Genomic DNA, 25252 nt, shown 5'->3' with positions numbered 1-25252 from the left:
CTGTTGCGCATAGGCAACATTACTGCAAACGTTTGGTCGCCCCGCGAAAAAATTAGGGCGGGAGACTTGCTCCCGCCCTGATCGCGTCGTTTGACGAAAGGTATCAGTAGTTCACGCCGATGCGGATGCCGCCATAGCGGCGGAAGTCGCGGGGGAGGATCGCCTGGGTCGCCAGCTGGTTGCCCCAGTTCCCCGCCGAGTTGATCAGCGACGGATAATATTGCTTGTCGAACAGGTTGTTGACGAAGACCGTCGCTTCCCAGCGGCGGTGATGGTCGCGAGCGCCCAAGGCCAGATTGAAGATGCTGAACCCGGGCTGGAACTGCTGCGGATCCCGCGCGGCGTAATAGACGCTCGACTGGTACTGCCAGCTGAACTGGGCAACCCCGTTCAACGTCTCGGTCAGCGCGGGCGCATAGTCCAGTCCGGCCGAGGTCTTCCACTCCGGTGCCTGCACGGCGCGGGTGCCGGTCAGGTTCTGGAACTTCGGCGAGGTCGGCGTGAGCTGCTGGCAGCCCTGCGCGGCGCTCTGGGTCGGGAAGCACTGCGCAACCGGATAGGACGTGTAGGTCGCATCCAGATAGGTCGCCGCGCCGGTGAGCGTGAGATCGCGGATCGGACGCACCGCCAGCTCGAACTCCAGGCCCTTGGTATTCATCCCGCCGACGTTCGTCAGGCGGAAGTTGGTGGTACCGTCCGACAGGGTCTCGATCGTCTGCGCCTGCAGGTTGGTGTAGTTGGTATCGAAATAGGTGACGTTGAAGGTCATCCGGCGATCGAAGAACTGGGTGCGGATGCCGAACTCCTTGTCCTTCGACGTCTCCGGCTTGATCGGGCCGGCATTGGCGCGGGCGGTGTTGAAGCCCGTGGTCAGATCATAGGTCTGGCCCTTGTAGCCGGTGGCGTAGCTGCCGAAGAGCATCACATCGCGCGTCGCCTGGTAGTTCAGGCCCAGGCGATAGGTGGTGGCGTTGTCGCTGGCATGGCCCGCCCAGCTGCCGCGGGTGGCGGGGACATTGTCGCGGAAGGTATACTGGACGCGTTCGTTCTGCGCGCGACCGCCGACCGTCGCGGTCAGCTTGGGCACGAACTCCCAGTCGATCTGGCCGAACGCTGCGATCTGGCGCGAGCGCGACGTCGCGAACCAGTCCGCGATCGAGTAGGCCGGGCCGCGGGCGAACGGGCGCTGGAAGCGGGTATCGGCGTAATAGATGCCCAGCGCGTAGCGGAACGCATCGGTACCCGGTGAGAGCAGGCGGATTTCCTGCGTGAACAGCTTCGACTTGAAGGCACCGATCTGCAGATTCTTGATCGTCGTCGACGCGGTGTCGTCATGATCGAGATAATCGTCCAGACGGAAGCGGTCATAGCTGGTCAGGCCGAGCAACTGCAGCTTGCCGACATTGATGTCGGTCCGCAGCAGGCCGCCATAGCCCCAATATTTGGTCCGAGAATTATAGTCGTTGCTGACGGTCTGATTCAGCATGCCGATGGTCACGCCCGGCAGCACCACGTTGCTGGTCTGCCCGGGGGTACCGCGCAGCTGCGCCGTCGGCGACATGCGCACGAAGGGACGCCCGACCGTGGTGTTGCCGTTCAGATAGTTGGCCGAAAGCGTGAAGGTGACGTCCGGCGCCGCCTTCCACTTCAGCTTGCCGCGCGTATTCAGCGTCTCGCGACCGTTGACGTTCTGGCCGTTGAACAGGTTTTTGACGTTGCCGTCCCAGGTGGAATAGCTGGCCGAGAACACATAGCCGAGCTTCTCGTTCAGCGGGCCGCTGACGCTGAAGTTGCCGCCATATTCGTTGTCGTCGGTGACGGTCGCATTGGCCTTGATATGAAAGTCGTTGGTCGGCTGCGTGGTCATGATCTTGATCAGACCGGCCGAAGCCGCCTTGCCGTACAGCGTGCTCTGCGGGCCGCGCAGCACTTCGATCATCGCCACGTCGGGCAGATCGGTGAAGGCACGGGCCTGGAAGGCAAGTGCGGCACCGTCCACCGTCACGGCGACGCTGGGCTCGACGCCGATACCGAACGCGAAGGTACCGACGCCGCGCAGCGACACGTTGGCGTTGACGGGATGTTCGGCCGGGCGGATGGTCAGCGACGGCGCGACCTTGCCAAGATCCTGGAAGTGACGGACGCCCTGCGCTTCGAGCTGGGCAGGCGTGACCACCTGCACCGCGAGCGGGACGTTCTGGATGTTTTCGAAGCGCTTCTGCGCCGTGGTGGTGACGATGATCTCGACGTCGTCCTGCGCTGCCTTGCCTGCAGATTGGGCTGCGGCGGCACCTGCCACGGCGGTGGTAGTGGCGGCCGACGTATCAACGGTTTGGGTCTGCGTCTGCGCCTGCGCACTGCCCGCCATGCATGCCGCAACAAGCGCGGCATGCGCGACAGATACTTGGTAACCTCTCATTAATACTCCCCTTGTCCAGCAGGGTTCAACCCGCAATTTATTTTTAGAGCGCTGGACAATAGGTTCCGCATCACTCCGAGAAATATCGGGGAACCACGATATACAATCGTTTTTTACTACTCGGAAACGTGAAATCGTTGCTGCAAGGCAACACTAATAGCATCGTAACCTTCCACGATCACTTGCCTATGGTCACCAATTGGCATCAACAAGGACAGCATTTCGCCATCCAATGTAGTACCAATCATCCCCACTCGGATATGGATGGTTGCGGCCGTAGCGTCACCTTCGATCTGCCAGCGCGTGGTCATGGCCTGCCCGTCGCCGGAATCTTCGATGGCATCGCAGCGGAACGCGCCTTCCCGCGGCGGGAAGAGCCACAGGCCGCGCTGCGGCTCCGCCGAACGCCAGCCGCCCTCGGCGAGGTCGACCAGCATTGCCGAACCGTGCCGCGCGAACAGGGGCGGCGGCCCGTCCAGCGGCGCGGGGACCGTCACCCAGGCGCCACCAGTAAAGGTTTCACCGGTCCACACATGAGTCCATTCCGCCCCGGCCGGGAGATACAGGCTGCGCTCGACGGCCCCCGCCTCAACCACGGGCGCGGCGAGCAGATCGGGGCCGAGCAGATGTTCGTCGCTTTCCACCCAGCATTGGGGATCCTGCGGGAAGACCGCCCAGGTCGGCAGCACCATCGGCGCATAGTCCGCATGGTAGCGATGCAGCAGATCGTAGAAGAACGGCACCAGCCGCTGCCGCAAGCGCATCATCGCCCGGATCGCCGGCAGCGCCGCCGGGTACATCCACGGCTCGTTGACGGTGCGATCGTCGTTCCAGCTATGGATACTGAAGCGCGGCATCAGCACACCCGCCTGCACCCAGCGCACCAGCAATTCCGCGTCGGGCGCCGGCCCGGCAAAGCCGCCGACATCATGCCCGCTGTTCGACACGCCGGACAATGCCAGGCCGATCGCCATGCGGGCATTGTAGCGGAGCGTCTTCCATTCGGTGCGGTTGTCGCCGGTCCAGGTCTGGGCATAGCGCTGCAAACCGGCCATGCCGGCGCGGGTCACCACATAGGGACGCTCGTCCGGCCGCGCCTCAAGCTGCGCGCGACGCGACGCGCGCATCATCAGCAGCGGCTGCACCGGCCGCATCGCCGCTGCCGGAATCGCGGTGCCGAAACCAGCGAAGCGCGCGCGGGCGTCCCACACCTCATATTCGTTGTTGTCGTTCCAGGTCGACCGGATGCCATTGTCGAGCAGCGCGGACTTCACCTGTGCGCGCCACCAGGCGGCGGCATCCGGGTTGGTGAAGTCGATATAGCTGCCGACCTCGTCCCAGAACTGCGCCTCGACCGGCTGGCCATGCTCATCCGCGACGAAATAGCCCGCGGCGGCGACTTCGTCATACCGCGGATGGCTGCGCAGCAGTGCCGGCTTGATGTTCGGCACCAGCTCGACGCCAGCGTCTGCGTAGCTGGAGACAAACGCCTTGGGATCGGGAAACTTGTCGCGGTTCCATTGGAACACGTAGCGCTTGTCGCCGATCGACGTGTAGCCCGACGACAGATGGAAAGAGGTGCAGCCGATGTCATGCTCGGCCAGCTTGTCGAGGAACCCGCCCATCTGCGCTGCCGCGTCGGGCGCGTCGGTATAGGTCATGGTCGAGCCCGAATAGCCAAGCGACCAGCGCGGCATCAGCGCCGGGCGACCGGTCAGCCAGGTGAAGCGCCGGGTGACGGCCAGCGGATCGGGGCCGGCGATCATCCACAGGTCGACGTCGCCATGGTCCGCCACCATGTGGCGATAGGGCCCATGGTAATTGTCCAGTTCGCGGCCAAAATCGAAAGCGACGTCTGCGACTGTATCGTAGAAGGCGCCGTGGCAGCACCCCTCCGCATCCGCGACGAGCACATAGGGGATGGACTTGTACTGCGGGTCGCTCGTCTCCGCATCATAGCCCATCGGATCCAGGTTGGTCAGGCGAAAGCGGCGGCCGGCGCGATTGGCGTCACCGGTGCGATCGCCCAGGCCATAGAAGCGCTCGCCAGGGCGGCGGGCCACATAATGATGCGCCTTGCCGTCCCACCAGCCGAAGTCATAGGCGTGGGTCGGGCGATCCTCGGCCATCAGCCGCCAATTGTCGTCGTCGCGCTGCTCCCAGCGACAGTGCAGCCCGTGCAGCCGCGCGGTGAGGCGGATGCGGTTCGTCTCCAGCACCAGCTGCTCGGCGTCGTGGGTGAGGCGATAGGCCGGGCAACTGAAGCCCGACACGTCCATCCGGTCGCGACCAGGCTCGGCGATATCCGCCTGCCCCGGCGCGATCGCCCAGCTCGGCGGGCTGGTGACAGCCCCGTTCGCGAGCAGCAGCAGGCGCACCATGTCCTGTTCCAGCACGAACAGATGGGCGACGGCGCCGGTATCGGATTCCAGCGTGATCCGCCCCTGCCCCTCCGCGGCGACGACGAAGCGCGGGGGATTGGAAAGCGTGGCGCGTCTCATTTCACGGACTCCGGAAGGCGAAGATGGCGCAGGCCGGCGATCAGCACGATCGCGCCGAGGATGTCGAAAACGGAAAGCATGCCGAACAGGGGCGCATAGCCGACCGTGTCGGCCAGCTGCCCGATCAGCAGCGAGAACAACAGGCCGCCAGTCCAGCCGGCCTGGCCGACGAAGCCGTTGGCCACCCCAACCTCTTCGGCGGTGAACACGTCGGCCGACAGCGTGTTGATCAGCACGGAGATCACCTGGTGTGCGAACCCGCCGATGCAGAACAGGGCGATCGCCACATAGGGGCTCGTCACCAGACCGATGCAGCCGGGCGCGATCATCAGCACGGCGGCGAGCGCGACGCCGGTGACGCGCGAAGTGATCAGCGGCAAATGGAAGCGCTTGACCAGGAAGGGGGAGAAATAGCCGCTGAGCACACCGCCCAGATCAGCGGCAAGGAATGGCAGCCAGGCGAACAGCGCGATCTGCTTGATGTCCATCCCACGCTCGGTCGCGAGGTAGATCGGGATCCAGAAGCTGAAGGTCTGCCAGGCCGGTTCGGCAAGGAAGCGCGGCACCGCGATGACCCAGAAGCGCCTTGTCGTGAGGATCTCCCGCGCGGTGGCGCGCCGGGCGACCGGCTTCGGCCGCCCCTCCGCGATGAGCGCGCGTTCCTTCTCGGTGATCGCGGGATGCGCGCCCGGGCTGCGATAGAAGGCCCACCAGGCGAGGGACCAGAGCAGCCCGACCGCGCCGGTCACCACAAAGGCCATCCGCCAGTCCGTATAGATCATGACGATCGCCACGACCGGGGGCGCGAGCAGCGCACCGAGGGAGGTGCCGGCGTTGAACCAGCCGACCGCAACCGATCGCTCTCGAGCCGGAAACCATTCGGCGATGGCCTTGATGCCCGAGGGTATGGCAGCGGATTCGAACGCGCCGAGCAGCGTGCGGAAGAACACCAGCCCAAGCCAACCCGCGGCCAGCGCATGCAGCATGTTGGCGACGGACCAAGCAGCGCCGAACAAGGCGAACCCGGCGCGCAACCCGATGCGATCGACGATCATGCCGGCGATCGGCTGCATCACGGTATAGGCAAGTTGAAATCCACCAACGACGTAGCTGTACTGCTGGGTCGTCATGTGCAGCACAGTCTTCAGCTCGGGTGCCAGCACCCCTAGCGAATTGCGTGCAAGATAATTGGCAATAGTGCCGGCGCAGATCAGCCCGACAATCCACCAACGAAGATGGGGAATGCCCCGCATATACCTTCCACCGCCCTCTCTGGCAGCCCCTCCCGGCCACCTTGACCAAACTTCGTCTGGCCTTATTGCGCCTTTTGGCCTGACCAATCAAGCATCCGTTTCGGTGACCTTCACCTGATCCCGTGCGCAGACAGCGGCGATGTCGGCGTGTAGAAGCCGATCCGTGACCAAATGATCAACAACCGCGATTTCGGCGATCCGCACCGGGGCGGGTCGACCGAACTTGGTCTGGTCGGTCGCCAGGATCACGGTCCGCGCCTGCTCGATAATCGTCTGGGAAACCCGCACTTCGTCCATGTCGAAATCGAGCAGCGTCCCCTCGCCGTCGATGGCGGAGGCGCCGATCAGCGCATAGTCGAGCTTGAAGCCGCGCAGGAAGTCCATCGCCAGCGCGCCCACCACCGCCCGGTCGTTCGCGCGCACCCGTCCGCCCGCCACGACCACTTCGATGGTCGGCACATTGCCCAATATGTCCGCTACGTTGAGGTTGTTGGTCACCACCAGGAGATGCCGGTGCCCGACCAATGCGCGGGCGATGGCCTCAGTGGTCGTACCAATATTGATGAACAGGCTGGCGCCGTCCGGCACCAGCGCGGCCGCGGCCGCACCGATCGCCGCCTTTGCGTCGGCGGCCACCTGGCGCCGCGCCTCCCGATCAAGGTTATCGACGCCCGAGGTAACCACCGCCCCGCCATGCACCCGCGACAACATCGCCTGTTTGGCGAGCTGGTTGAGATCCCGACGGATCGTCTGGGGCGTGACGTCCAGCGCCGCCGCCAGCGCGTCCACGCTGACGCTTCCCGTGCGACGGGCGAGTTCGAGGATACGCTGGTGACGCCCCGCGACCAGATCGGGGAGATCCTCGGCCATCAGGCCGTGCGTGCCGTCCGCCGGGTGTCGCCCGCCAGATAGGCATCCAGCCGCGCCTCGGTACATTTGGGCACATGAAGCCCAAGCTTGCTGCGCCGGTAGAGGATGTCTTCCGCCGTGACCGCCCATTCGCGGTTGCGCAGATACTCTACCTCGCACACCGTGAGCCCGCCGCCGAGATCAGAACCCAGATCGAACGGCGTCATCGCATCGCCGAGCATGGCGTGGACCCGCGTACCGTAGGCGCGGGCCAGTCGCCGCAGCAGATCGGCCGGCATGCCGGGGCGCGCATATTGCAGCGAGGCTACGAAGCGGTCGAAATCGCCATCCGGCAGATCTCCGCCGGGCAGCACGGCGCCCGCCGTCCACGCATCACGCGCGCCGGGGAAGAACGGCGCCAGTTCGGCCATGGCGTGCTCGGCGAGCTTTCGATAGGTGGTGATCTTGCCGCCGAAGATGCTCAGCATCGGCGCCCGGTCCGCGTCGCCGTCGAGATCGAGCACATAGTCCCGCGTCACGGCAGAGGCATTGCCCGCCTTGTCGTCGTACAGCGGACGAATGCCGGCATAGCTCCACACCACGTCCTTCTCGGACGGCGCATGGGCGAAATAGCGCGCGGCGGTATCCAGCAGGTAGCGGGTTTCCTCGGGGCTGATCTGCGCCTTGCCCGGCGCGCCTTCCCACACTTCGTCGGTGGTGCCGATCAGCGTGTACTTGCCCTCATAGGGCACGGTGAACACGATCCGCCGATCCGGGTTCTGCAGCATGAAGGCGTGATCGCCGGGATAGAGCTTGGGCACGACGAGGTGGCTGCCCTTCACCAGTCGCAGCCCGCGATCGGCGACCACGTCCGGCACGCGGCCCAGCACGTCCGCCACCCAGGGACCGGCGGCGTTGACCAGCGCCTTCGCGCGAACCGTCCGCTCGCCCGCGTCGTCGGCGATGGTCGCGACCCATTCACGGCCTTCGCGCTTCGCGCCGAGCAGGGCGGTGCGGGTGCGGATGGATGCCCCCTTCTCCGCCGCATCCATCGCGTTCAGCACGACCAGCCGGCTGTCCTCCACCCAGCAATCCGAATAGACGAAGGCCTTGCCGCCCGGCGCCTTCAGCCCGCGCCCGAACGGCGTACGCGCCAGATCGATCGTGTCGGTGCCGGGCAGCTTCTTGCGGCCGCCGAGATGGTCATAGAGGAACAGCCCGAGCCGAACCATCCAGGCCGGGCGCGGCGACTGGGTCTGGGGCAGCACGAAGCGGAGCGGCCAGATGATGTGCGGGGCCATGCCCCATAGCCGCTCGCGCTCGATCAGCGCCTCGCGCACCAGGCGGAACTCGCCATATTCGAGATAGCGCAGGCCGCCATGGATCAGCTTGGTCGAGGCCGAGGACGTGTGGCTGGCCAGATCCTCCTTCTCGACCAGCAGCACCGACAGGCCGCGACCGGCCGCATCCCGCGCGATGCCGGCGCCGTTGATGCCGCCGCCCACCACCAGCAGATCGAAACGCTCGTCGGAATCCGTGGCCGCCATGCTTCGCCCCATGTTCGTTATTTTTCGTTTATAGCAAATCGAACACCAAAACGAAAGCGTTGACGCGCGAACGAAAATCTAGGAGCGTCGGACAAACCAAGGAGGGGGACGGCGTGCACCGGAATCACATTCTCGCGATCGATCAGGGCACCACCTCGACGCGCAGCGTGATCTTCGATTCGGCGGGCCGCCGTGTCGCCACCGCCCAGACCGAATTCGAGCAGCATTATCCCGATCAGGGTTGGGTCGAGCACGATCCCGAGACGATCTGGCGCGACGCGCTCACCACGGCCCGGGAGGCGCTGTTGAAAAGCGGCGTGGGCGTGGCGAGCATCGCTGCGATCGGCATCACCAACCAGCGCGAGACGACCCTGGTCTGGGACCGGGCGACCGGCGAACCGATCCACCGCGCGATCGTCTGGCAGGACCGCCGCACCGCCGACCGCTGCGCGGAGCTGAAGGCCGAGGGCGTCGAGACGGAGGTTCGGGCGCGCACCGGCTTGCTGGTCGATCCCTATTTTTCGGCGACGAAGCTCGGCTGGATCCTGGACCATGTGCCAGGCGCCCGGGCGCGGGCGGAACGCGGCGAACTCGCCTTCGGCACGATCGACAGCTTCCTGCTGTGGCGACTGACCAAGGGCGCGGTGCATGCGACCGACGTGACCAATGCCTCCCGCACGTCGCTGTTCAACATCCACACGGGCACCTGGGATGCGGAAATGTGCCGCCTGTTCGGCATTCCAATGGCGCTGCTGCCCGAGGTGCATGACAACGCGCATGTCTATGGCGCCACCGATCCGGAATATTTCGGACTGTCGATCCCGATCGCCGGGATTGCGGGCGACCAACAGGCGGCACTGTTCGGCCAATGCTGCTTCGCGCCGGGTACCGCCAAGTCGACCTATGGCACCGGCTGCTTCCTGCTGCTCAACACCGGGGACAAGGCCGTCGCGTCCGAGCATCGGATGCTCACGACCCCCGCCTACCGGATCAACGGCCGCACCGCCTATGCGCTGGAAGGCTCGATCTTCGTCGCGGGTGCCGCGATCAAATGGCTGCGCGACGGCATCGGCGTAATCACCCATGCCCGCCAGACCAACGACATGGCGACACGCGTCTCGGACAGCCACGGCGTCTACATGGTCCCCGCGTTCGTCGGCCTCGGCGCGCCGCACTGGGATCCGGAAGCGCGCGGCGCCATTTTCGGGCTTACGCTCAGCGCCACCCAGGCCCATCTCGCGCGCGCCGCGCTGGAGGCGGTGGCCTATCAGACCTACGACCTCGTCGCGGCGATGGTGCAGGACGGCGGCGTGCGGCCGGCGATGCTCCGCGTCGATGGCGGCATGGCGGCCAACGACTGGCTGTGCCGGTTCCTCGCCGACATTCTCGACGTCGCCGTCGAGCGGCCGGACGATCTGGAGACAACGGCACGCGGGGCGGCCTTCCATGCCGGGCTGGCGGTGGGGCTGTGGTCGGGGCTGGACGAGCTGTCGGCGATCTGGTCGCGCCAGGCGTGTTTCGAGCCGGCGATGGAAGCCGGGCATCGGACCACGCTGCTGGCGGGGTGGCACGACGCCTTGCGGCGGACGCTGGGGTGATATCCCCTGTCAAACCCCTCCTCCCTGGAGGAGGGGTTGGGGTGGTGGGATTCCAGAACATCTGCCGGGCTCGGTGAGGCACTGGCCCACCCCAACCCCGCATCAGGTAAACAGCGCCCCGCGCTGTTTACCTGATGCGCCTGAAGGGGAGGGGCTATTATCGTCACCCCACTTGCCTTTCCCCGCGATTCCTCTTAACACTGAACCAGATGGTTCAGTATAGCAGTGCCGCGCTGGATGCTTCGTTCGCCGCGCTCGCCGATGCCACGCGCCGGGGCATCTTGGAGCGGCTCGGACGGTGCGAAAGCTCGGTCTCGGCACTCGCCGATGCCTTCGGCATGACCCTTACCGGCATGAAGAAACATATCGGCGTGCTGGAACAGGCGGGGCTCGTCACCACCGAGAAGGTCGGGCGGGTGCGGACCTGTCGGCTGGCCGGCCAGGGCCTGCGCGCCGAGGCCGGCTGGATCGATGGAATACAGCAACTTTGGGACGCGCGGTTCGACGCGCTGGACGGAATCGTAGAGGAACGCAAACGCAAGGAGCAGTCGGATGGGCCTGAGCATGCATGACGCGGCGACGTCGCGGACCAAGGTGGAGCGTACCTCGGACGTGGACCTGGTCGTCCAGCGAACCTTCGATGCCCCCGCTAGGCTCGTCTTCCAGGCGTGGAGCGACGCCCAGCTGTTCCGCCGCTGGTGGGTGCCCGCCTCGGCGCCCGTCCGCCTGCGGACCTGTGAAATGGATGTGCGCACCGGCGGCAGCTACCGGCTCGAATTCGGCGCGGACGAGGGGCCGGTGCACGCCTTTTTCGGCCGCTATGTCGAGGTAGTGCCGAACGAGAAGATCGTCTGGACCAACGAGGAGAGCACCGACGGCGCGCTGACCACCGTCACCTTCGAGGAAAGCGACGGCAAGACGCTGGTGACCTATCATGACCGGCATGGCTCGAAGGAGGCGCTCGACGAAGCCTTCGAGGGGATGGAGGGCGGAATCGCCGAGCAGTTCGAGCAGTTGGCTGCGGTGCTGGCGGGCTGATTGTTTAATTCCAAGCCCCTCCCCTGAAGGGGAGGGGCTTAGTTGCCGCTCACAACGTCAGCGCGAACTTAAGGCCGAGCACGCCGACATCCTTGGCGTTCTTCACCCCGCCGGGCTGGTGGATCCACTGCACGTTCGGCTGCACCACCAGCCACTCGGTCGGCGAGACACTGTAGTAGAGCTCGGCCGCATATTCCGCGTCGCGCGCGGGCTTGCCGGCGAGGCGATCCGCGGTGTCGATCCGACCGTTCACGTTGGTCCGCGCAACCGCCAGCCCGATCACGTCGCCCGGCAGGCTCGGCGCGAGGCCCTTGTAGAACAGGCCGACCGAGACCTGGTTGTCGGTCAGCGAGGTCGCGCGATCGGCAAAGGTGACGTTGGCGAACATGCTGAACCCGGTCAGCGACCGCCCGTCCTTCGAGGTACCGGTCAGCTGTTGCTGGACACTGGCGAACACGCCGTATCGGCTCGAATGCTGGAGCGGGGCCAGCCCCGTCACTGCGCGCGGCTGGCGGTTGACGTCGAGCACCAGATCGTCGCCATCGGCGGTCGAGACCCAGCCGCCGAGCTTGTACGAGCCGACCTTCCCCTTGTCGCCGCCACGCGTCCAGCCGATCTCGGCGGGGAGCAGCACGCCCGTCGCGCCCTTGAAATGACCGATGAAGAAGGTGCTCTCCAGGTTGCGCGGATTCACCTCATAGGCACCGCCCTGGACATAGACGCCGGGTGCCACGTCGACATGGACGTTGGCGCCCCATTGGCTGACCGGCCAGTTGTACCAATAGTCGCCGACGAGATTGCCCGGCTGCGCGCCGCAAAAGCTCAGATTCTGGAAATGGCAGGAGAAGACCGCGAAATCCTCGCCCGGATTGGTGCGGCCCAGCTTCACTTCCACCTTTTCGCCCAGCTTCTGCTGGAGCCACAGCTGCGTTACGCGCACGGTCTGGCCGCGGCCATAGACTTCCTGCACCTGCTGCAGCGCGCCAAGGCCTGCCGTGGTGGTCAGGTCGATGCCGCGACGCCAGGTGACCGTGCCCTGCAGCGCCGCCCCGCCCCAGCTGACCAGCTTGTCGAGATCGAGCAGCGCACCGACATCGAACTGGCCGGTTTCCGCCACCAGGCTGCGATCGCCGCCGGTGACGTTATAGGCGGTTTCGGAGGCGTAGCGCGCCGACAGGCCGATGCCGCGCTCGCCCATGCGGGTGCGGATCTTCTGCCAGTCGCCGATCAACCCAGGCGGGGGCGCGCTTTGCGTGTCGCCGGCCAGCGAAGAAGGCGAGGGATCGCGCGGGTGGAGCATATGGCTGCGAACGCGGCGCTGGGTATCGGCACGGGGCCCGGAGCCCGCGTCTTCCTGCGTGGCGTCCGGCTTCGGCTTGTTGAGTTCGTCCGCTGGGGGCGGTGGCGCCCCGACATCGACCTGCTGCGCCAAGGCCGGCACGGCGATTCCCAACCCCATGATCGCGATCAGGGCCCCCTTCCCCGCCCGCCAACTCCCACGCTTCATTGTACTTCCCTTTGTATTGCGGCGCATCAAAGTGCGGAGGGGCCAATTGGTTGCGAGGCATCGCGGCCCCTGCAAACCGCCCCGGCGACGGCGCCGCATAGGAGGGCAGGACGGTAGCGCATAGTCTGGCGCGGCGGCCCCTATACCTTGGGGTTAGGCGCGGCGCACCGCCATCGCCTCCATCATCGGTGCGCAGCGTATTGACGGGCCGCCCCCCGCCGGCCCGTCACACGCCAATGCCGGCACGAAACCGTACGGCCCCCGCCGCCCGATCCGTTGCCGCGCGTCTCTCCTGCCGAGGCGTCGACAAGATCGCCGACCCCCTGCAATGCCGGCGTAGCGCAGCCCCCGATCAGCGCGCAGACCGCCTTGCAAGCTTCCCGGCAGACGGGGCGTCATCCCTCCCCTTGGGAACAGGGCGGCGACTAGGAGCGAGACCGCATGCCTGCCATCGGAAATCGACGCCTGAGAAAATATGCGGCGCATTTGAGACGGTTCGCCACACGCGATCCGCGCGCTTCCCCGCCGGGGCATGCCTCATCCCGGCAGATGGACGGCTTCCATGGCCCGGATCCACTGTGGCAGCAGCACGTCGCCCGCGCCCGCGCCCGCTGTCGCCTCGGGCGGGAGCGACCCTGCGCCCGCTCGCGCTTCGCTGGGGGTGATACCGAACGCCGCCTTGAACGCGCGCGAGAAGGTGGACCAATCGGCAAACCCCCAGCCATAGGCGATCTCGGCGATCGACTTGCCGCGCGCCGCCGGGTCACCCAGCTCGATCAACACCCGTTTCAGCCGCTGCCGCCGGATGAAATCGCCGACGGTGCCCAGCGGTGCGAACGCGCGATACAGCGAGGCGCGCGACATACCCATCGCCTTCGCAACCATGTCCGGCCCCAGATTGGGATGGGCAAGGTTGGCGCGGATGAAGCGCTTGATCCGGAACAGCGCCGCCACCGCCACCGAGGCGCGCTGCCCGCCTTCCTGGGCGGCCGGCGCGATCAGCCCGCCCATCATCAGCCCGGTCGCCCGTGCGACCGCGAGCGCATCGTCCGGACGGGCATGGGGCAGCCGATCGACCAGCATCCGGGCATGCTCGCCCAGCAATTGTGCCGCGAGCGTTTCGCGCCGGAGGACCAGCCCGTGCAGGCCATCGAGGCGCGGCTCATCCAGGCCCAGTGCGCCGTGATGCACGACCATGCTGATATTCTCGCAACCATCGGTGCGGGTGGCAAAGGGGCGCGTCATGTCGGCGATGCAGATGTCGCCGGGACGTGTCACCGTCGCCTCCCCCTCGTGCAGCCGCACGTCACCACCGCCGGTGACGATCTGCACCAGCACCGCCTCGACGCCCGTCCGCGCGACTTTGCGGACGTTCCGGTCATAGTGGAACGTTGCCCCCCACATGCGCGATCGGCCGATCAGCACCGGACCTGCGTTGAACCCGTCCAGTCCTACGCTGAAATCCGACTCCACCCCTTCCCGCCGGGTGTCGAAGATCGGGTCGACGGATTCGGCATACGCGTCGAACCGCAACGCGGGCGGCGCGTTCGAAACGTTGAAATAAGGGACGCCGGCCGCATCCGCCCGGCGCTGTCGATCACGCTGTTCCTGCACTGCCGCCATGTACCTTGGATTTGTAACGCAGGCGTTGTGTTTTGAATATGGGTGGCGGGTGCATCTGTCTCGATCCCGCACAGGGCCGTCTTACGGATCCGGACTCTCCGCCGTGAAGGCCGAGCAGCAGGGTTTGGAAGACGGCTTGAACTCCATCAGTTCCACGCGCGTGCCGTCGGGATCGTAGAAATTGGCCTGCCATTTGCCGTCCAGGCCCATCTGCGGACCATCGTGGCGCGGGCTCAGCCGGTTCTCACGATACAGTGTCGTCACCGCCGCCTGCATGTTCACGACGCCGAGCGAGAGGTGGTTGAGAACCCCGAGCTGCCGTGCATCGACCTTGTCGAGCGTGACGTCCGAGCCCGGCCCTACCATCATATATTCCAGCCAGTCGCGCCCATCGGGCACCTGCTGCGACACCCAGTCGACCTTGTCTTCATGGAACGCGCCGAACCAATAGGCGCGGAACCCGAGCAGCGTGCGATAGAAGCCATCCTGCTTGACGCGATCGTGCACGGCATGGCCCACATGGATGATGCGCCCGCTGATCGCGCCCTTCTCCGCCGTAGTGACGCGGCTGCCCGGCTGGACGAACTGCACCGCATTGCCTTCGGGATCCTGCCCGCCGAACCATCGATCCCCTCCCGGCCCATGCTGAATCTGGGTGAGCCTGGAGACCCCATGCGCGCCAAGCCACGTCCGAAGTCCGGCAGCGTCGGTGGTGATATAGCCGACATGGGCGAGCATGCTGGGCCCATGATCCTTCGGCGCCGGCAGCACCTCCACGAATTGCCGGGGGCTGAAATAGTAGCGCACGCCCGCCGAATCCTCGGGGTCCAGACCCTTTCGTGCGCCGAGCACGACGCGGTAGAAATGGTCGGACGCGGCCATGTCGGTCGCGTAGACCGCGAGGTGGGAGATGCCGGTGATCGGCGGACGGTCCGCCTGCGATGAAGCGGCCCCGATCGTCGTCGCCGCAATCAGGGCAAGGGCGGCGAAACGCCGCGGCAGCGGCTTGCGGTGTATCGGCATCGTGTCTCTCCTGGTGACGACGCTTCACACGTCTTTCCAGCAGCATAGCACGCGCCTGCGGTCTGTCACCGCTTGTTCGGCGCCGGCCCCGTGCTGGCGCGTCGGATCAGTTCGTGCGCCAGGGTGAGTTGACGGTCGACGGGCGCATCGCCGCCAAGGATGCCGACCAGCAGCTCCACCGCGCGCCGGCCGATCATGCCCTTGGGCTGGGCTATGGTGGTCAGCGCCGGATGGAAGAAGCGCGCCAATGGGAGATCGTCGAAGCCGATGACCGACACATCCCCAGGGCAGGACAGACCCGCCGCCCCCACCGCACTGATCGCCCCCAGCGCCATCTCGTCGCTGAAGCAGAATAACGCGGTAACGCCCTCTGCGATCAGCGCCCGCGCGGCGCGGTGGGCGGAATCGGCGCCGTAATCGCCCTCGCGGAGATGCAGACGATCCTTGAGCCCGTGCCGCTCCGCCGCCCGCAAAGCGCCGGCCAGACGGTCGCGGCTGATCGGGCTGATCGGCGGCCCGGTGATTACGCCGATCGCGTGGTGGCCGAGCTCGACGAGATGCTCGATCGCATCCGCGCTGCCCGCGGCATTGTCGATATGGACGCTCGGTACGCCGATCTCCGGGCTGTATTCGCAGCCATTGACGATCGGCGCTGATGCCCCCTGCTGCGCGACCAGCGCCTCGAGACTGGCGGGAAGCCGGTGCCCCAGAAAGACGAGGCCGTCCACCTCCCGGCGTGACAGCATTTCAGCATATTGATCCTCGACCTCGGGGTCGTGCCGCGTGTCGCCGAGCACCACCGCATAGCCTGCATCGCGCGCCGCTTCCTCGGCCCCGCGAATGACGCTGGCGAAGAACGGGTTGGAGATGTCGGGCACCGTCAGCAGGATCTTGGCGGCGCGCAGCGTGCGGAGCGTGCGCGCGGCGACGTTCGGCCGATAATCCAGCGCCGCGACCACTTCGAGCACCCGCCGCCGTGTCGGTTCGGCCACGCGCCCGGGCTGGCTTAGCACGCGCGAGACCGTGGCGGTGGAAACACCCGCTGCCGCGGCGACCTCGATAATCGTAGCCATGCAAGTATCTTTGTCCCTTGCGGCGAGCCGTGTCGAGCCCCGCGAATGTAATCCTTTACATCATTACTCCGTGTGCATAGGCTGCGAGTCGAACAGCGGCAAAGCCGCACGGGGGAGAGGAAGCGCATGGTCGCTGCGGAAGGGTTGGTCGCGAACGGCGCGCAGCCGGTATCGGGATTGCTCACGGGTCGCCTTAGCGCCCTGATGTTCATGCAGTTCTTCGTCTGGGGGGCGTGGAACGTCACGCTGGGCCTGGTGATGCAGACCGTCGGCGTCGGCAGCCTGATCGCCAATGCCTTTTCGGTGGGCCCGATCGCCTCGATCGTCGGCTCCTTCCTGCTCGGCATGGCAGCGGCGCGGTTCCTCAGCCCCAAGATGCTGATGGTGGTGCTCCACCTGGTCGGCGGCGTGCTGCTCTTCATTCTCCCGACGCTGCTCACCCCCGAGCACGGCGCCAGCTTCGTCTGGCTGCTGCTCGGCTACATGATCCTCTACATGCCGACCGTGGGCCTCGCGAACACGATCGCGCTCAAGAGCTTCGGCGAGCGGGTCGATCGCTTCCCCTTCGTCCGCGCGTTCGGCACGCTGGGCTGGATCGTCGCGGGGCTGATCATCGGCTGGGCGGGCCTTTCGGCCAGCCCGCATATCTTCGAAGTGGCGGGCGTGGTCTCGATCGCGCTCGGTCTCTACAGCATCACCCTGCCGAACGTTCAGCCCGATGCCCCGCAGGGCAAGAGCCTGGCCGCCGAGGTGTTCTGCACCGAAGCCTTCGGCCTGATGCGCAACCGCTCGTTCCTGATCTTCATCCTGTGCGCCACGCTGATCTCGATCCCGCTGGCGATGTACTATGCCTATGCCTCGCCCTATGTCGGCGCGGCGGGCATCGAGAATGTCGGCGGCACGCTGGCGATCGGCCAGATGTCCGAGCTGGTCTTCATGTTCTCGATGCCGTTCCTCTATCGCCGCTTCGGGGTGAAACCGCTGCTGCTGGTCGGCATGATCGCCTGGGCGCTGCGCTATGCCCTGTTCGCGATCGGCGATGGCGGCGCGGGGATCTGGGCGATCTATCTCGGCGTCGCGCTGCACGGCGTGTGCTACGACTTCTTCTTCGTCGCCGGCGCGATCTACACCGGCACCATCGCCACGCCCAAGGGGGTCAACGCCCAGGCGCAGGGCATGCTGACGCTGTTCACCTATGGCGTCGGCATGCTGCTCGGCTCGCAGATCGGCGGGCTGCTCTATGCCCAGCTGCCGGCCAACGCGACCGTCGCCGACTGGCACCATCTCTGGTGGTACCCGGCGATCGCCGCCGCGGTGATCGCGCTGCTCTTCCAGTTCACCTTCAAAAATAACCGTACGGAGACGCACGCATGACCGCGATGCAGGGCCCCGGCATCTTCCTTGCCCAGTTCCTCGGCGACGCCGCGCCGTTCGACACGCTCGACCACATGGCCGAATGGGCCGCCGGTCTCGGCTATGTCGGGGTGCAGATTCCATGCGACCCGCGCCTGATCGACTTGCACCAGGCCGCCGAAAGCCAGGCCTATTGCGACGATCTCCGCGCCCGGCTCGACAAGTTCGGCATCCAGCCGACCGAGCTTTCGACGCACCTCCAGGGCCAGCTCGTCGCCGTGCATCCGGCCTATGACACGCTGTTCGACGGCTTCGCGCCGGCCGAGCTGCACGGCAAGCCGGCCGAGCGCCAGGCCTGGGCGGTCGAGCAGGTCAAGCTCGCCGCCCGCGCCAGCGGCCGGCTGGGGCTGAAGGCGCACGCGACCTTCTCGGGCGCGCTCGCCTGGCCCTATGTCTATCCCTGGCCGCAGCGCCCGGCCGGGCTGGTCGAGGAGGCGTTCGCCGAACTCGCCCGCCGCTGGCTGCCGATCCTCGACGTGTTCGAGGAAGCGGGCGTCGACTGCGCCTATGAGATCCACCCCGGCGAGGACATCCACGACGGCGCGACATGGGAGCGCTTTCTCGAGGCGGTGAACCATCACCCCCGCGCGCGTATCCTGTTCGATCCGTCGCACTATGTGCTGCAGCAACTCGATTACCTCGACTTCATCGACCGCTATCACGATCGGATTGCGTGCTTCCACGTGAAGGACGCCGAGTTCAACCCGACGGGCCGCAGCGGCGTCTATGGCGGGTACGAGAGCTGGGTGAATCGCGCCGGTCGCTTCCGCTCGACCGGCGACGGCCAGGTCGATTTCGTCGGCATCTTCAGCAAGCTCGCCCAGTATGGCTATCGCGGCTGGGCCGTGATCGAGTGGGAATGCGCGCTGAAGAACAGCGAGGACGGTGCCCGCGAAGGCGCACCGTTCATCCGCGACCATATCATCCGCGTCACCGAGCGCGCGTTCGACGATTTCGCTTCGAGCGGTGTCGACAAGGATGCGATCCGCACCCTGCTGGGGTTGGGAAACCGCGACGCATGATCCGGCATCCGCTGAAACTGGGCATGGTCGGCGGCGGCGAAGGGGCGTTCATCGGCGCGGTGCATCGCATGGCGGCGGCGCTCGACGGCGACTGGCGGCTGGCCGCCGGCGCGTTCAGCACGGACGCCGGCAAGAATGCGCGGACCGGCGACCTGCTCGGTCTGAATCCGGCGCGGGTCTATGCGACCTATGACGCGCTGCTCGCTGGCGAGGCCGCGCTGCCGGAAGGCGAGCGCATCGACGCGGTGGCGATCGTCACGCCGAACCATCTCCACGCCCCCGTCGCCATCGCCGCGCTGAACGCGGGCTTCCACGTCTTCTGCGAAAAGCCGATGGCGATGAACGGCGACGAGGCCCGCGCCATCGCCGCCGCGGCGCAGGCGAGCGGGAAGCAGTTCGGCCTCGCCTTCACCTATAGCGGCTATCCGCTGGTCGAGGAGGCGCGCGCGCGCGTCGCCCGCGGCGATTTCGGCGCGATCCGGCTCGTGCAGGTGGAATATATCCAGGGCTGGCTGAGCGGTTCGCTCGACACCGAGGGCAACAAGCAGGCCGAATGGCGCACCGATCCGGCCCGCGCCGGCCTCGGCGGCTGCCTTGGCGACATCGGCACCCACGCCTTCCATCTGGCCGAGCTGGTCTCCGGCCTGCGCGTCGAGACGCTGTCCGCCGAACTCGCGACGCATGTCCCGGGCCGGCGCCTGGACGACGACGTCAGCGCGCTGCTTCGCTTCGAAGGCGGCGCACGCGGCACGCTCAAGGCAACCCAGGTCGCCGCAGGCGAGGAAAACGGCCTGCGCCTGCGCATCCATGGCGAGCGCGGCGGGCTGGACTGGGCGCAGATGGAGCCGAACACGCTCACCCTGCGCTGGCTCGATCGCCCCGCCGAAACGATCCGCGCGGGCGGCCCCGGCCTGGGTGCGAGCACTACGCCCCTGCTCCGTACACCTGCCGGACATCCCGAAGGCTATATCGAAGCGTTTGCAAATCTTTATCGTGGGTTCGCAGCCATTGTTCGCGGCGATTCGGCGCAGGTGCCGGGCGTCGCGGACGGGTTGCGGACGATGGCCTTCGTCGAAGCGATGATCGCCAATGCGAAGGCCGACACCAAATGGACCGAGATCGTAACCGGAGAGCGTAGATGAAGTTCTGGATGGCACTTGCCGCAACCGCGGCGCTGACGGCGAGCGCGCCCGCCTGGGCGCAGACTGCCGCCCCGCCCGCCTTTGCCGCCTGCAAGGCGTGCCACACCGTCGAGAAGGGCGGGAAGAACGGCGTGGGCCCCAATCTCAACGGCGTGGTGGGGCGCCCGGCGGCCTCCGCGCCCGGCTTCAACTATTCGACGGCGCTCAAGAATTCCAAGCTGACCTGGGATCCGGCGACGCTCGACCAGTTCATTGCCGCGCCGATGAAGAAGGTGCCGGGCACCCGCATGCCGATCGGCATGGCGGATCCCGCCAAGCGCCAGCAGATCATCGCCTATCTGAAGGCGATGAGCGGCAAATGAGCGTGACGCGCCGCACCGTCTTGGCCGGCGCGACGGCGATGCCCCTGGTGGCATCCTCGGCGCGCGGCCAGTCGAATGCGGCGCGTTTCTCGCTCCATTTCGCGCCGCACGAGGGCAGCTTCGCCAGCCGCGGCGGTCGTCTGGAGCAGATCGCCTTCGCCGCCGACCAGGGCTTCACCGCCTGGGAGGACAATGAGGCGGCCGGTCGGACGGTCGACGAGCAGGTGGCGATGGCCAAGGCGCTGTCGAGCCGGGGCATGACGATGGGCGTGTTCGTCGCCTCGATGCCCAGATGGGGGCAGTCGCGGCCGATTCTGGGCGCGAACGACGGCGCCGAGCGCGAGGCGTTCCTGGCCGATATCCGCGCCTCGATCGATGTCGCCAAGCGGCTGAACGCCACGCGCATGACGGTGGTGACCGGCTTCCTCGATCCCAGGGTGCCGCTCGACATCCAGACCGCGCGGGTGATCGACCTGATGCGCCGCGCGGGCGACCTGGTCGCGCCGCACGGGATGGCGCTGGTGATGGAGCCGCTCAACACCCGCACCAACCATCCGGGTGTCTACATGCAGAGCATCGCGCAGGGCTATGCGGTGGCGCGCGGGGCGAACAGCCCGGGGGTCAAGATCCTCGCCGACCTGTATCACGAGCAGATTCAGTCCGGGAACCTGATCCCGGTGCTCGACACCTGCTGGAGCGAGATCGGCTATATCCAGTTCGGCGACAATCCCGGCCGCAACGAGCCGGGCACCGGCGAAATCAACTTTACGAACATCGTTCGCTGGTTGCGCGGGCGAAGCTATGCCGGGGTGATCGGCATGGAACATGGCAATTCGGTCAAGGGGCGCGCGGGCGAGGAGCGGCTGATCGCCGCCTATCGCACGATCGACGCCGTCTGAGGGGAGAGAGAAGCATGTCGAGACGCACACAGGTGCTGCTCGCGGGTCTGGCGGTGCTTGCCGCGACGCCCGCTGCGGCACAGGAAAAACCGGGGTTCAAGGACACCCCGATCCTGCCGGGGGGCGGGAACTGGCACGTCCATGATTCGGACCGTCCTTACCCGACCGTCGTCACCCCCGCAGCGCAGCCCGGTGGCGCCCCCTCGGATGCAATCGTGCTCTTCGACGGCCGCTCGCTCGACGCATGGACGGCGCAGCGCAAGCTGTGGCCGGTGGCGAACGGCGTGCTCACCGTGCCGACCCGCGCGAGCAGCGGCGGCGAGAATGCGTTGATCTCCAAGCAGAGCTTCGGCGACGTCCAGCTGCACCTCGAATTCCGCTCGCCCAACCCGCCGACCAAGAGTTCGCAGGATCGTGGCAACAGCGGCATCTGGTTCATGCAGCGCTACGAGATCCAGATTCTCGACGGCTATCAGAACCCCACCTATGCCGATGGCACGGTGGGCGGCGTCTATGGCTGGAAGCCGCCGCTGGTGAACCCGTCGCGCAAGCCCGGCGAATGGCAGAGCTACGACATCGTCTTCGAGCGTCCCCGCTTCGCCGCCGACGGCAAGCTGCTGCGCCCGGCCTATATCACGGCGTTCCTCAACGGCGTGCTCGTGCAGAACCACCAGGCGATGCTGGGCACCACCAACTGGCGCCACATCGCCGAATATACCGCGCATGCCGATGCCCTGCCGATCCAGCTGCAGGACCATGACTCGCCGGTGTCGTTCCGCAACATCTGGGTGCGCCCGCTGCCCGAGGCCGCGATCGCCCAGGACCTTCCGGGAGACCGCAAATGAACATCGACCGCCGCGCCGCGCTGACCGGTGTGCTCGCCCTGTTCGGGGCGGGCGTGTTCGCCCCCATCGCCCGCGCCGCGCAGATGACCGCGACGCAGATGATCCCGGACGGGCCGCCCAGCGTCGCCGTGTTCAATCCCGCCCAGCGCGCGCTGATGACCGCGCTGAGCGAGCGGGTGATCCCCACCACCGACACGCCGGGCGCGATCGCCGCCGGGGTACCCGCCTTCATCGAGAAGCTGCTCGCCGACTGGGCGATGCCGGCAGACCGCGTGCCGATCCTTGCCGGGCTCGATGCGATCGAGGCGCGGTCGCAGCAGGACTACAAGGTCGCCGCTGCCAAGGCGACGCCCACGCAACAGGACGCGCTGCTCACCCTGGCGATGAACGGCCAGATCGCGGGCGGCAAGACCTTCTTCGAAGCGTTCCGCCAGCTGGTGATCACGGGGTATTATACCTCGGAGATCGGCATCACCCAGGAACGTGAATATCTGCCGGTGCCGGGCGAATATAACGGCGCCTTCCCCTATTCCCAGGTCAACAAGGTGTACAGCGCATGATGATCACCCGTCGTACCCTGCTCGCCGGTGCGGGCGGCGTCACCGCCCTCGCGCTGATGGATCGCCTGATCCCCCACGCCTATGCCGCGCAGATCCCCGCCGTGGGCATCCAGCTCTATACCGTGCGCGACATCTTCCAGAAGGATCCCGTCGGCACGCTCAATGCGATCGCGAAGATCGGCTATCGCGAGATCGAGTTCGGCGGTGGCGGCTATGACAGCATGGACCCGGCGATGCTGCGCCGGACAATGGACAAGGCCGGCCTGCGCTGTCCCTCGCTCCACATCGGCTATGACGCGCTGCTCGGCCAGTTCGACAAGTCCGTGGCGATGGCGCGCGCGCTCGGCGCGCAGACCGTGGTGCTGCCGTACATGACGGACGAACATCGCACGGAAGCGGGCTGGAACGCCGCGCTGCCCAACTTCAACAAGTTCGCGCGCGAGCTGAAGAAGGCGGGCTTCGGCTTCGCCTATCACAACCATGATTTCGAGTTCACCATCAAGCCCGGCGGCGTCAGCCTCTACGACCGGTTCCTGAAGGAAACCGATCCCGCGCTGGTGAAGGTCGAGCTTGATCTCTACTGGGCCAAGCACGCCGGCCAGGACCTGGGGCAGCTGGTCGACCGCCTGAACAAGCGAGTCTACGCCTATCATGTCAAGGACATGCGCGCCGACGGCAGCATGTCGGCGGTGGGCACCGGCACGATCGACTTCGCGGCGCTGTTCAAGCGTCCGTCGAGCGCGGGCGTGCGCCACTTCTATGTCGAGAATGATCAGGCGCCCGCGCCGTATCTTCCGGACATCACCACCAGCTTCAAGACGCTGCAAGCACTGCGCTTCTGACCAGACAACACTCCCTGGGAGAGGGAAACGAAATGGCTGCTACCAACAGGTTCGATGCGATCGTCATCGGCTCCGGCGTGAGCGGCGGCTTTGCCGCCAAGGAACTGACCGAGAAGGGGCTGCGCGTGCTGATGCTCGATCGCGGCCGCATGGTCGAGCATGGCGAGGGCTATCCGTATGACGGCAAGCCCGCATTCGACGTGCCCGCCCGCAACATCATGCCCAAGCCGCTGCAGGAGAGCGATTATTTCATCGCCAAGCGCGGTTACGTGCAGCCCAGCAACATGGGCTTCTACAATAACGACCGGCTGAACCCCTATGCCTATGACGAGGGAAGCAAATTCTACTGGATCCGCCCCGGTGCCGTCGGCGGCAAGTCGCTGATCTGGGGACGGTGGAGCTTCCGCTGGAGCCCCGAGGATTTCGAGGCGAACAAGCGCGAGGGCATCGATGGCGCCTGGCCGATCGGCTATGACGACCTCGCACCCTGGTACGCCAAGGTCGAGGACTATATCGGCGTCTCGGGCTCGCGCGAGAACCTCCCCTATCTGCCGGACAGCAACTTCCAGCCGCCGATGCCGATGAACATCGCCGAGAAGTGGCTGAAGGAACGGCTGGAATCCAAGTTCCCCGGCCGCAAGCTGATCAACACGCGCCTGTCCAACATGACCGAGGACAAGCCGGACCAGGGCCGCACCAAATGCCAGTTCCGCAACCAGTGCGGCAATGGTTGCTCGTTCGGAGCTTATTTCTCGACCCAGGCCGTCACGCTCCCCGCCGCGCGTGCCACGGGCAAGCTCACGCTCCAGTCGGACGCGGTCGTGACCAACCTCGAATATGACGCGACCAAGAAGCGCGTCACCGGCGTCCGTTACGTCGATGCCAAGAGCGGGCAGGCGCAGGTGGTGAATGCCGACCTCGTCTTCCTCTGCGCCTCGGCGATGGGATCGAACCAGATCCTGCTCAACTCGCGTCCGGCGGGCAGCGAGCGCAGCCATTTCGACAGCAGCGGAACATTAGGCCGCTATGTCATGGACCATATCTTCCGCGTCGGCATCGACGGGGAGATTCCGGGCATGACCGACTTCATCGAATATGGCCGGCGGCCGGGCGGCGTCTACATTCCCCGCTTCCGCAACATCGGCGGCGAGGAAGGCGTGGGCTTCAAGCGCGGCTATGGCTATCAGGGCAGTGCCTGGCGCGTGCCGGCGGCGCCGGTGGGCTTCGGTGCCGAGATGAAGCACGGGATGCGCCGCTATGGCCCCTGGCGCTTCAGCATGGGCGCGTTCGGCGAGTGCCTGCCGTACAAGGACAATCGCGTTTCGCTGCACCCCAGCAAGGTCGATCGCTTCGGGGTGCCGCTGATGCGCTTCGACGTCACCTTCCGCGAAAACGAGCTGAAGCTCATCGCCGACGCCAAGGTCCAGGGCGAAGCGATGCTCCGCGCCGCGGGCCTGCAGAATGTTACGAGCAACGAGGGCGAGCACGTCCCCGGCGATGCCATCCACGAAATGGGTGGCGCGCGCATGGGTGCCGATCCGCGCAATTCGGTGCTGAACGGCTTCAGTCAGGCGCATGACGCGTCGAACCTCTATGTCACCGATGGCGCGCAGATGGCTTCCGTCTCCTGCGTCAATCCGTCGCTGACCTTCATGGCGCTGACGATGCGCGCCGCCGATCATGCGGTGAAGCAGCTCCGCGGCTGAACCGGCAGCAGGGCGCGGATCGCGCCGCGC

General features: G+C 66.4%; 21 protein-coding genes. 12 read left to right on the top strand and 9 right to left on the bottom strand.

Annotated elements, in window-relative coordinates; all coding sequences use genetic code 11:
• Positions 1 to 103: 103 nt before the first annotated feature.
• The 5 genes from A7X12_RS02495 to A7X12_RS02475 all read right to left on the bottom strand — a co-directional run bounded on the left by A7X12_RS02495 (position 104) and on the right by A7X12_RS02475 (position 8569).
• Positions 104 to 2419 (bottom strand): TonB-dependent receptor, encoded by a 2316-nt coding sequence (locus tag A7X12_RS02495; protein WP_232318286.1) that lies wholly within the window; start codon positions 2417 to 2419, stop codon positions 104 to 106.
• 116 nt (positions 2420 to 2535) lie between these two features.
• Positions 2536 to 4920 carry a glycoside hydrolase family 31 protein gene (locus tag A7X12_RS02490; protein ID WP_064310077.1) on the bottom strand — a complete coding sequence of 795 codons (2385 nt, stop codon included), beginning with the start codon at positions 4918 to 4920 and terminating at the stop codon, positions 2536 to 2538.
• A complete protein-coding gene (locus tag A7X12_RS02485) occupies positions 4917 to 6173 on the bottom strand; it encodes an MFS transporter (RefSeq protein ID WP_064310076.1) in 1257 nt (418 codons plus the stop codon). The genes A7X12_RS02490 and A7X12_RS02485 overlap by 4 nt, the downstream gene beginning before the upstream one ends.
• Positions 6174 to 6260: 87 nt before the next feature.
• Positions 6261 to 7043 (bottom strand): DeoR/GlpR family DNA-binding transcription regulator, encoded by a 783-nt coding sequence (locus A7X12_RS02480; protein WP_064310075.1) that lies wholly within the window; start codon positions 7041 to 7043, stop codon positions 6261 to 6263.
• Positions 7043 to 8569 carry a glycerol-3-phosphate dehydrogenase gene (locus A7X12_RS02475; protein WP_064310074.1) on the bottom strand — a complete coding sequence of 509 codons (1527 nt, stop codon included), beginning with the start codon at positions 8567 to 8569 and terminating at the stop codon, positions 7043 to 7045. Before A7X12_RS02475 ends, A7X12_RS02480 begins: the two co-directional genes overlap by 1 nt.
• Before the next feature lie 113 nt (positions 8570 to 8682).
• Here A7X12_RS02475 and glpK point away from each other — a divergent pair, with 113 nt between their 5' ends.
• The 3 genes from glpK (at position 8683) to A7X12_RS02460 (ending at position 11205) form a co-directional block, all read left to right on the top strand.
• Entirely contained in the window at positions 8683 to 10167 is a 1485-nt protein-coding gene (glpK, locus tag A7X12_RS02470; protein ID WP_064310073.1) for a glycerol kinase GlpK, read from the top strand.
• 209 nt (positions 10168 to 10376) lie between these two features.
• Positions 10377 to 10739 carry an ArsR/SmtB family transcription factor gene (locus tag A7X12_RS02465; RefSeq protein WP_064310072.1) on the top strand — a complete coding sequence of 121 codons (363 nt, stop codon included), beginning with the start codon at positions 10377 to 10379 and terminating at the stop codon, positions 10737 to 10739.
• Entirely contained in the window at positions 10720 to 11205 is a 486-nt protein-coding gene (locus A7X12_RS02460; protein ID WP_064310071.1) for an SRPBCC domain-containing protein, read from the top strand. The genes A7X12_RS02465 and A7X12_RS02460 overlap by 20 nt, the downstream gene beginning before the upstream one ends.
• A 49-nt stretch (positions 11206 to 11254) precedes the next feature.
• Here A7X12_RS02460 and A7X12_RS02455 read toward each other — a convergent pair whose 3' ends face one another.
• The 4 genes from A7X12_RS02455 to A7X12_RS02440 all read right to left on the bottom strand — a co-directional run bounded on the left by A7X12_RS02455 (position 11255) and on the right by A7X12_RS02440 (position 16431).
• On the bottom strand, positions 11255 to 12712 hold the full coding sequence (locus A7X12_RS02455) for a carbohydrate porin (RefSeq protein ID WP_064310070.1): 1458 nt from the start codon (positions 12710 to 12712) through the stop codon (positions 11255 to 11257).
• 537 nt (positions 12713 to 13249) lie between these two features.
• Positions 13250 to 14335 (bottom strand): helix-turn-helix domain-containing protein, encoded by a 1086-nt coding sequence (locus A7X12_RS02450; RefSeq protein ID WP_064310069.1) that lies wholly within the window; start codon positions 14333 to 14335, stop codon positions 13250 to 13252.
• A gap of 81 nt (positions 14336 to 14416) precedes the next feature.
• Positions 14417 to 15358, bottom strand: a complete 942-nt coding sequence (locus A7X12_RS02445) for a VOC family protein (protein ID WP_064310068.1) — start codon at positions 15356 to 15358, stop codon at positions 14417 to 14419.
• Between the two features lie 65 nt (positions 15359 to 15423).
• Positions 15424 to 16431: a LacI family DNA-binding transcriptional regulator gene (locus A7X12_RS02440; RefSeq protein WP_064310067.1), complete on the bottom strand. Its 1008-nt coding sequence runs from the start codon at positions 16429 to 16431 to the stop codon at positions 15424 to 15426.
• Between the two features lie 126 nt (positions 16432 to 16557).
• Between A7X12_RS02440 and A7X12_RS02435 the strand changes: the two genes are divergently transcribed.
• From A7X12_RS02435 to A7X12_RS02395, 9 genes are read left to right on the top strand one after another with little or no spacing between them, the layout of a single operon-like run.
• A complete protein-coding gene (locus A7X12_RS02435; RefSeq protein ID WP_084444982.1) occupies positions 16558 to 17805 on the top strand; it encodes an MFS transporter in 1248 nt (415 codons plus the stop codon).
• The gene (locus tag A7X12_RS02430; protein WP_064310065.1) at positions 17802 to 18866 is read left to right on the top strand and encodes a sugar phosphate isomerase/epimerase family protein; all 1065 of its coding nucleotides are present in this window, start codon (positions 17802 to 17804) and stop codon (positions 18864 to 18866) included. The genes A7X12_RS02435 and A7X12_RS02430 overlap by 4 nt, the downstream gene beginning before the upstream one ends.
• Complete coding sequence (locus A7X12_RS02425; protein WP_064310064.1) at positions 18863 to 20008, top strand: Gfo/Idh/MocA family protein; 1146 nt, start codon at positions 18863 to 18865, stop codon at positions 20006 to 20008. Before A7X12_RS02430 ends, A7X12_RS02425 begins: the two co-directional genes overlap by 4 nt.
• Positions 20005 to 20370, top strand: a complete 366-nt coding sequence (locus tag A7X12_RS02420) for a c-type cytochrome (RefSeq protein WP_064310063.1) — start codon at positions 20005 to 20007, stop codon at positions 20368 to 20370. Before A7X12_RS02425 ends, A7X12_RS02420 begins: the two co-directional genes overlap by 4 nt.
• Positions 20367 to 21269 carry a hydroxypyruvate isomerase family protein gene (locus A7X12_RS02415; RefSeq protein ID WP_064310062.1) on the top strand — a complete coding sequence of 301 codons (903 nt, stop codon included), beginning with the start codon at positions 20367 to 20369 and terminating at the stop codon, positions 21267 to 21269. Before A7X12_RS02420 ends, A7X12_RS02415 begins: the two co-directional genes overlap by 4 nt.
• A 14-nt stretch (positions 21270 to 21283) precedes the next feature.
• Positions 21284 to 22114 carry a 3-keto-disaccharide hydrolase gene (locus A7X12_RS02410; RefSeq protein WP_064310061.1) on the top strand — a complete coding sequence of 277 codons (831 nt, stop codon included), beginning with the start codon at positions 21284 to 21286 and terminating at the stop codon, positions 22112 to 22114.
• A complete protein-coding gene (locus A7X12_RS02405) occupies positions 22111 to 22674 on the top strand; it encodes a gluconate 2-dehydrogenase subunit 3 family protein (protein WP_064310060.1) in 564 nt (187 codons plus the stop codon). Before A7X12_RS02410 ends, A7X12_RS02405 begins: the two co-directional genes overlap by 4 nt.
• Positions 22671 to 23516: a sugar phosphate isomerase/epimerase family protein gene (locus A7X12_RS02400; protein ID WP_064310059.1), complete on the top strand. Its 846-nt coding sequence runs from the start codon at positions 22671 to 22673 to the stop codon at positions 23514 to 23516. Before A7X12_RS02405 ends, A7X12_RS02400 begins: the two co-directional genes overlap by 4 nt.
• Before the next feature lie 32 nt (positions 23517 to 23548).
• Positions 23549 to 25222 carry a GMC family oxidoreductase gene (locus A7X12_RS02395; protein ID WP_064310058.1) on the top strand — a complete coding sequence of 558 codons (1674 nt, stop codon included), beginning with the start codon at positions 23549 to 23551 and terminating at the stop codon, positions 25220 to 25222.
• Positions 25223 to 25252: the final 30 nt, after the last annotated feature.

This window comes from Sphingomonas sp. TDK1 (assembly GCF_001650735.1).
In the GTDB taxonomy this organism is placed as follows: domain Bacteria; phylum Pseudomonadota; class Alphaproteobacteria; order Sphingomonadales; family Sphingomonadaceae; genus Sphingomonas.
Note: the sequence above shows the minus strand (reverse complement) of the source record. Positions and strands in the feature narration are given on the sequence as shown.

Coding starts and splice junctions, on each gene's coding strand:
- A7X12_RS02495 (WP_232318286.1), bottom strand. CDS start 2,419: ATGAGAGGTTACCAAGTATCTGTCGCGCATGCCGCGCTTGTTGCGGCA.
- A7X12_RS02490 (WP_064310077.1), bottom strand. CDS start 4,920: ATGAGACGCGCCACGCTTTCCAATCCCCCGCGCTTCGTCGTCGCCGCG.
- A7X12_RS02485 (WP_064310076.1), bottom strand. CDS start 6,173: ATGCGGGGCATTCCCCATCTTCGTTGGTGGATTGTCGGGCTGATCTGC.
- A7X12_RS02480 (WP_064310075.1), bottom strand. CDS start 7,043: ATGGCCGAGGATCTCCCCGATCTGGTCGCGGGGCGTCACCAGCGTATC.
- A7X12_RS02475 (WP_064310074.1), bottom strand. CDS start 8,569: ATGGCGGCCACGGATTCCGACGAGCGTTTCGATCTGCTGGTGGTGGGC.
- A7X12_RS02465 (WP_064310072.1), top strand. CDS start 10,377: ATGGTTCAGTATAGCAGTGCCGCGCTGGATGCTTCGTTCGCCGCGCTC.
- A7X12_RS02460 (WP_064310071.1), top strand. CDS start 10,720: ATGGGCCTGAGCATGCATGACGCGGCGACGTCGCGGACCAAGGTGGAG.
- A7X12_RS02455 (WP_064310070.1), bottom strand. CDS start 12,712: ATGAAGCGTGGGAGTTGGCGGGCGGGGAAGGGGGCCCTGATCGCGATC.
- A7X12_RS02450 (WP_064310069.1), bottom strand. CDS start 14,335: ATGGCGGCAGTGCAGGAACAGCGTGATCGACAGCGCCGGGCGGATGCG.
- A7X12_RS02445 (WP_064310068.1), bottom strand. CDS start 15,358: ATGCCGATACACCGCAAGCCGCTGCCGCGGCGTTTCGCCGCCCTTGCC.
- A7X12_RS02440 (WP_064310067.1), bottom strand. CDS start 16,431: ATGGCTACGATTATCGAGGTCGCCGCGGCAGCGGGTGTTTCCACCGCC.
- A7X12_RS02435 (WP_084444982.1), top strand. CDS start 16,558: ATGGTCGCTGCGGAAGGGTTGGTCGCGAACGGCGCGCAGCCGGTATCG.
- A7X12_RS02430 (WP_064310065.1), top strand. CDS start 17,802: ATGACCGCGATGCAGGGCCCCGGCATCTTCCTTGCCCAGTTCCTCGGC.
- A7X12_RS02425 (WP_064310064.1), top strand. CDS start 18,863: ATGATCCGGCATCCGCTGAAACTGGGCATGGTCGGCGGCGGCGAAGGG.
- A7X12_RS02420 (WP_064310063.1), top strand. CDS start 20,005: ATGAAGTTCTGGATGGCACTTGCCGCAACCGCGGCGCTGACGGCGAGC.
- A7X12_RS02415 (WP_064310062.1), top strand. CDS start 20,367: ATGAGCGTGACGCGCCGCACCGTCTTGGCCGGCGCGACGGCGATGCCC.
- A7X12_RS02410 (WP_064310061.1), top strand. CDS start 21,284: ATGTCGAGACGCACACAGGTGCTGCTCGCGGGTCTGGCGGTGCTTGCC.
- A7X12_RS02405 (WP_064310060.1), top strand. CDS start 22,111: ATGAACATCGACCGCCGCGCCGCGCTGACCGGTGTGCTCGCCCTGTTC.
- A7X12_RS02400 (WP_064310059.1), top strand. CDS start 22,671: ATGATGATCACCCGTCGTACCCTGCTCGCCGGTGCGGGCGGCGTCACC.
- A7X12_RS02395 (WP_064310058.1), top strand. CDS start 23,549: ATGGCTGCTACCAACAGGTTCGATGCGATCGTCATCGGCTCCGGCGTG.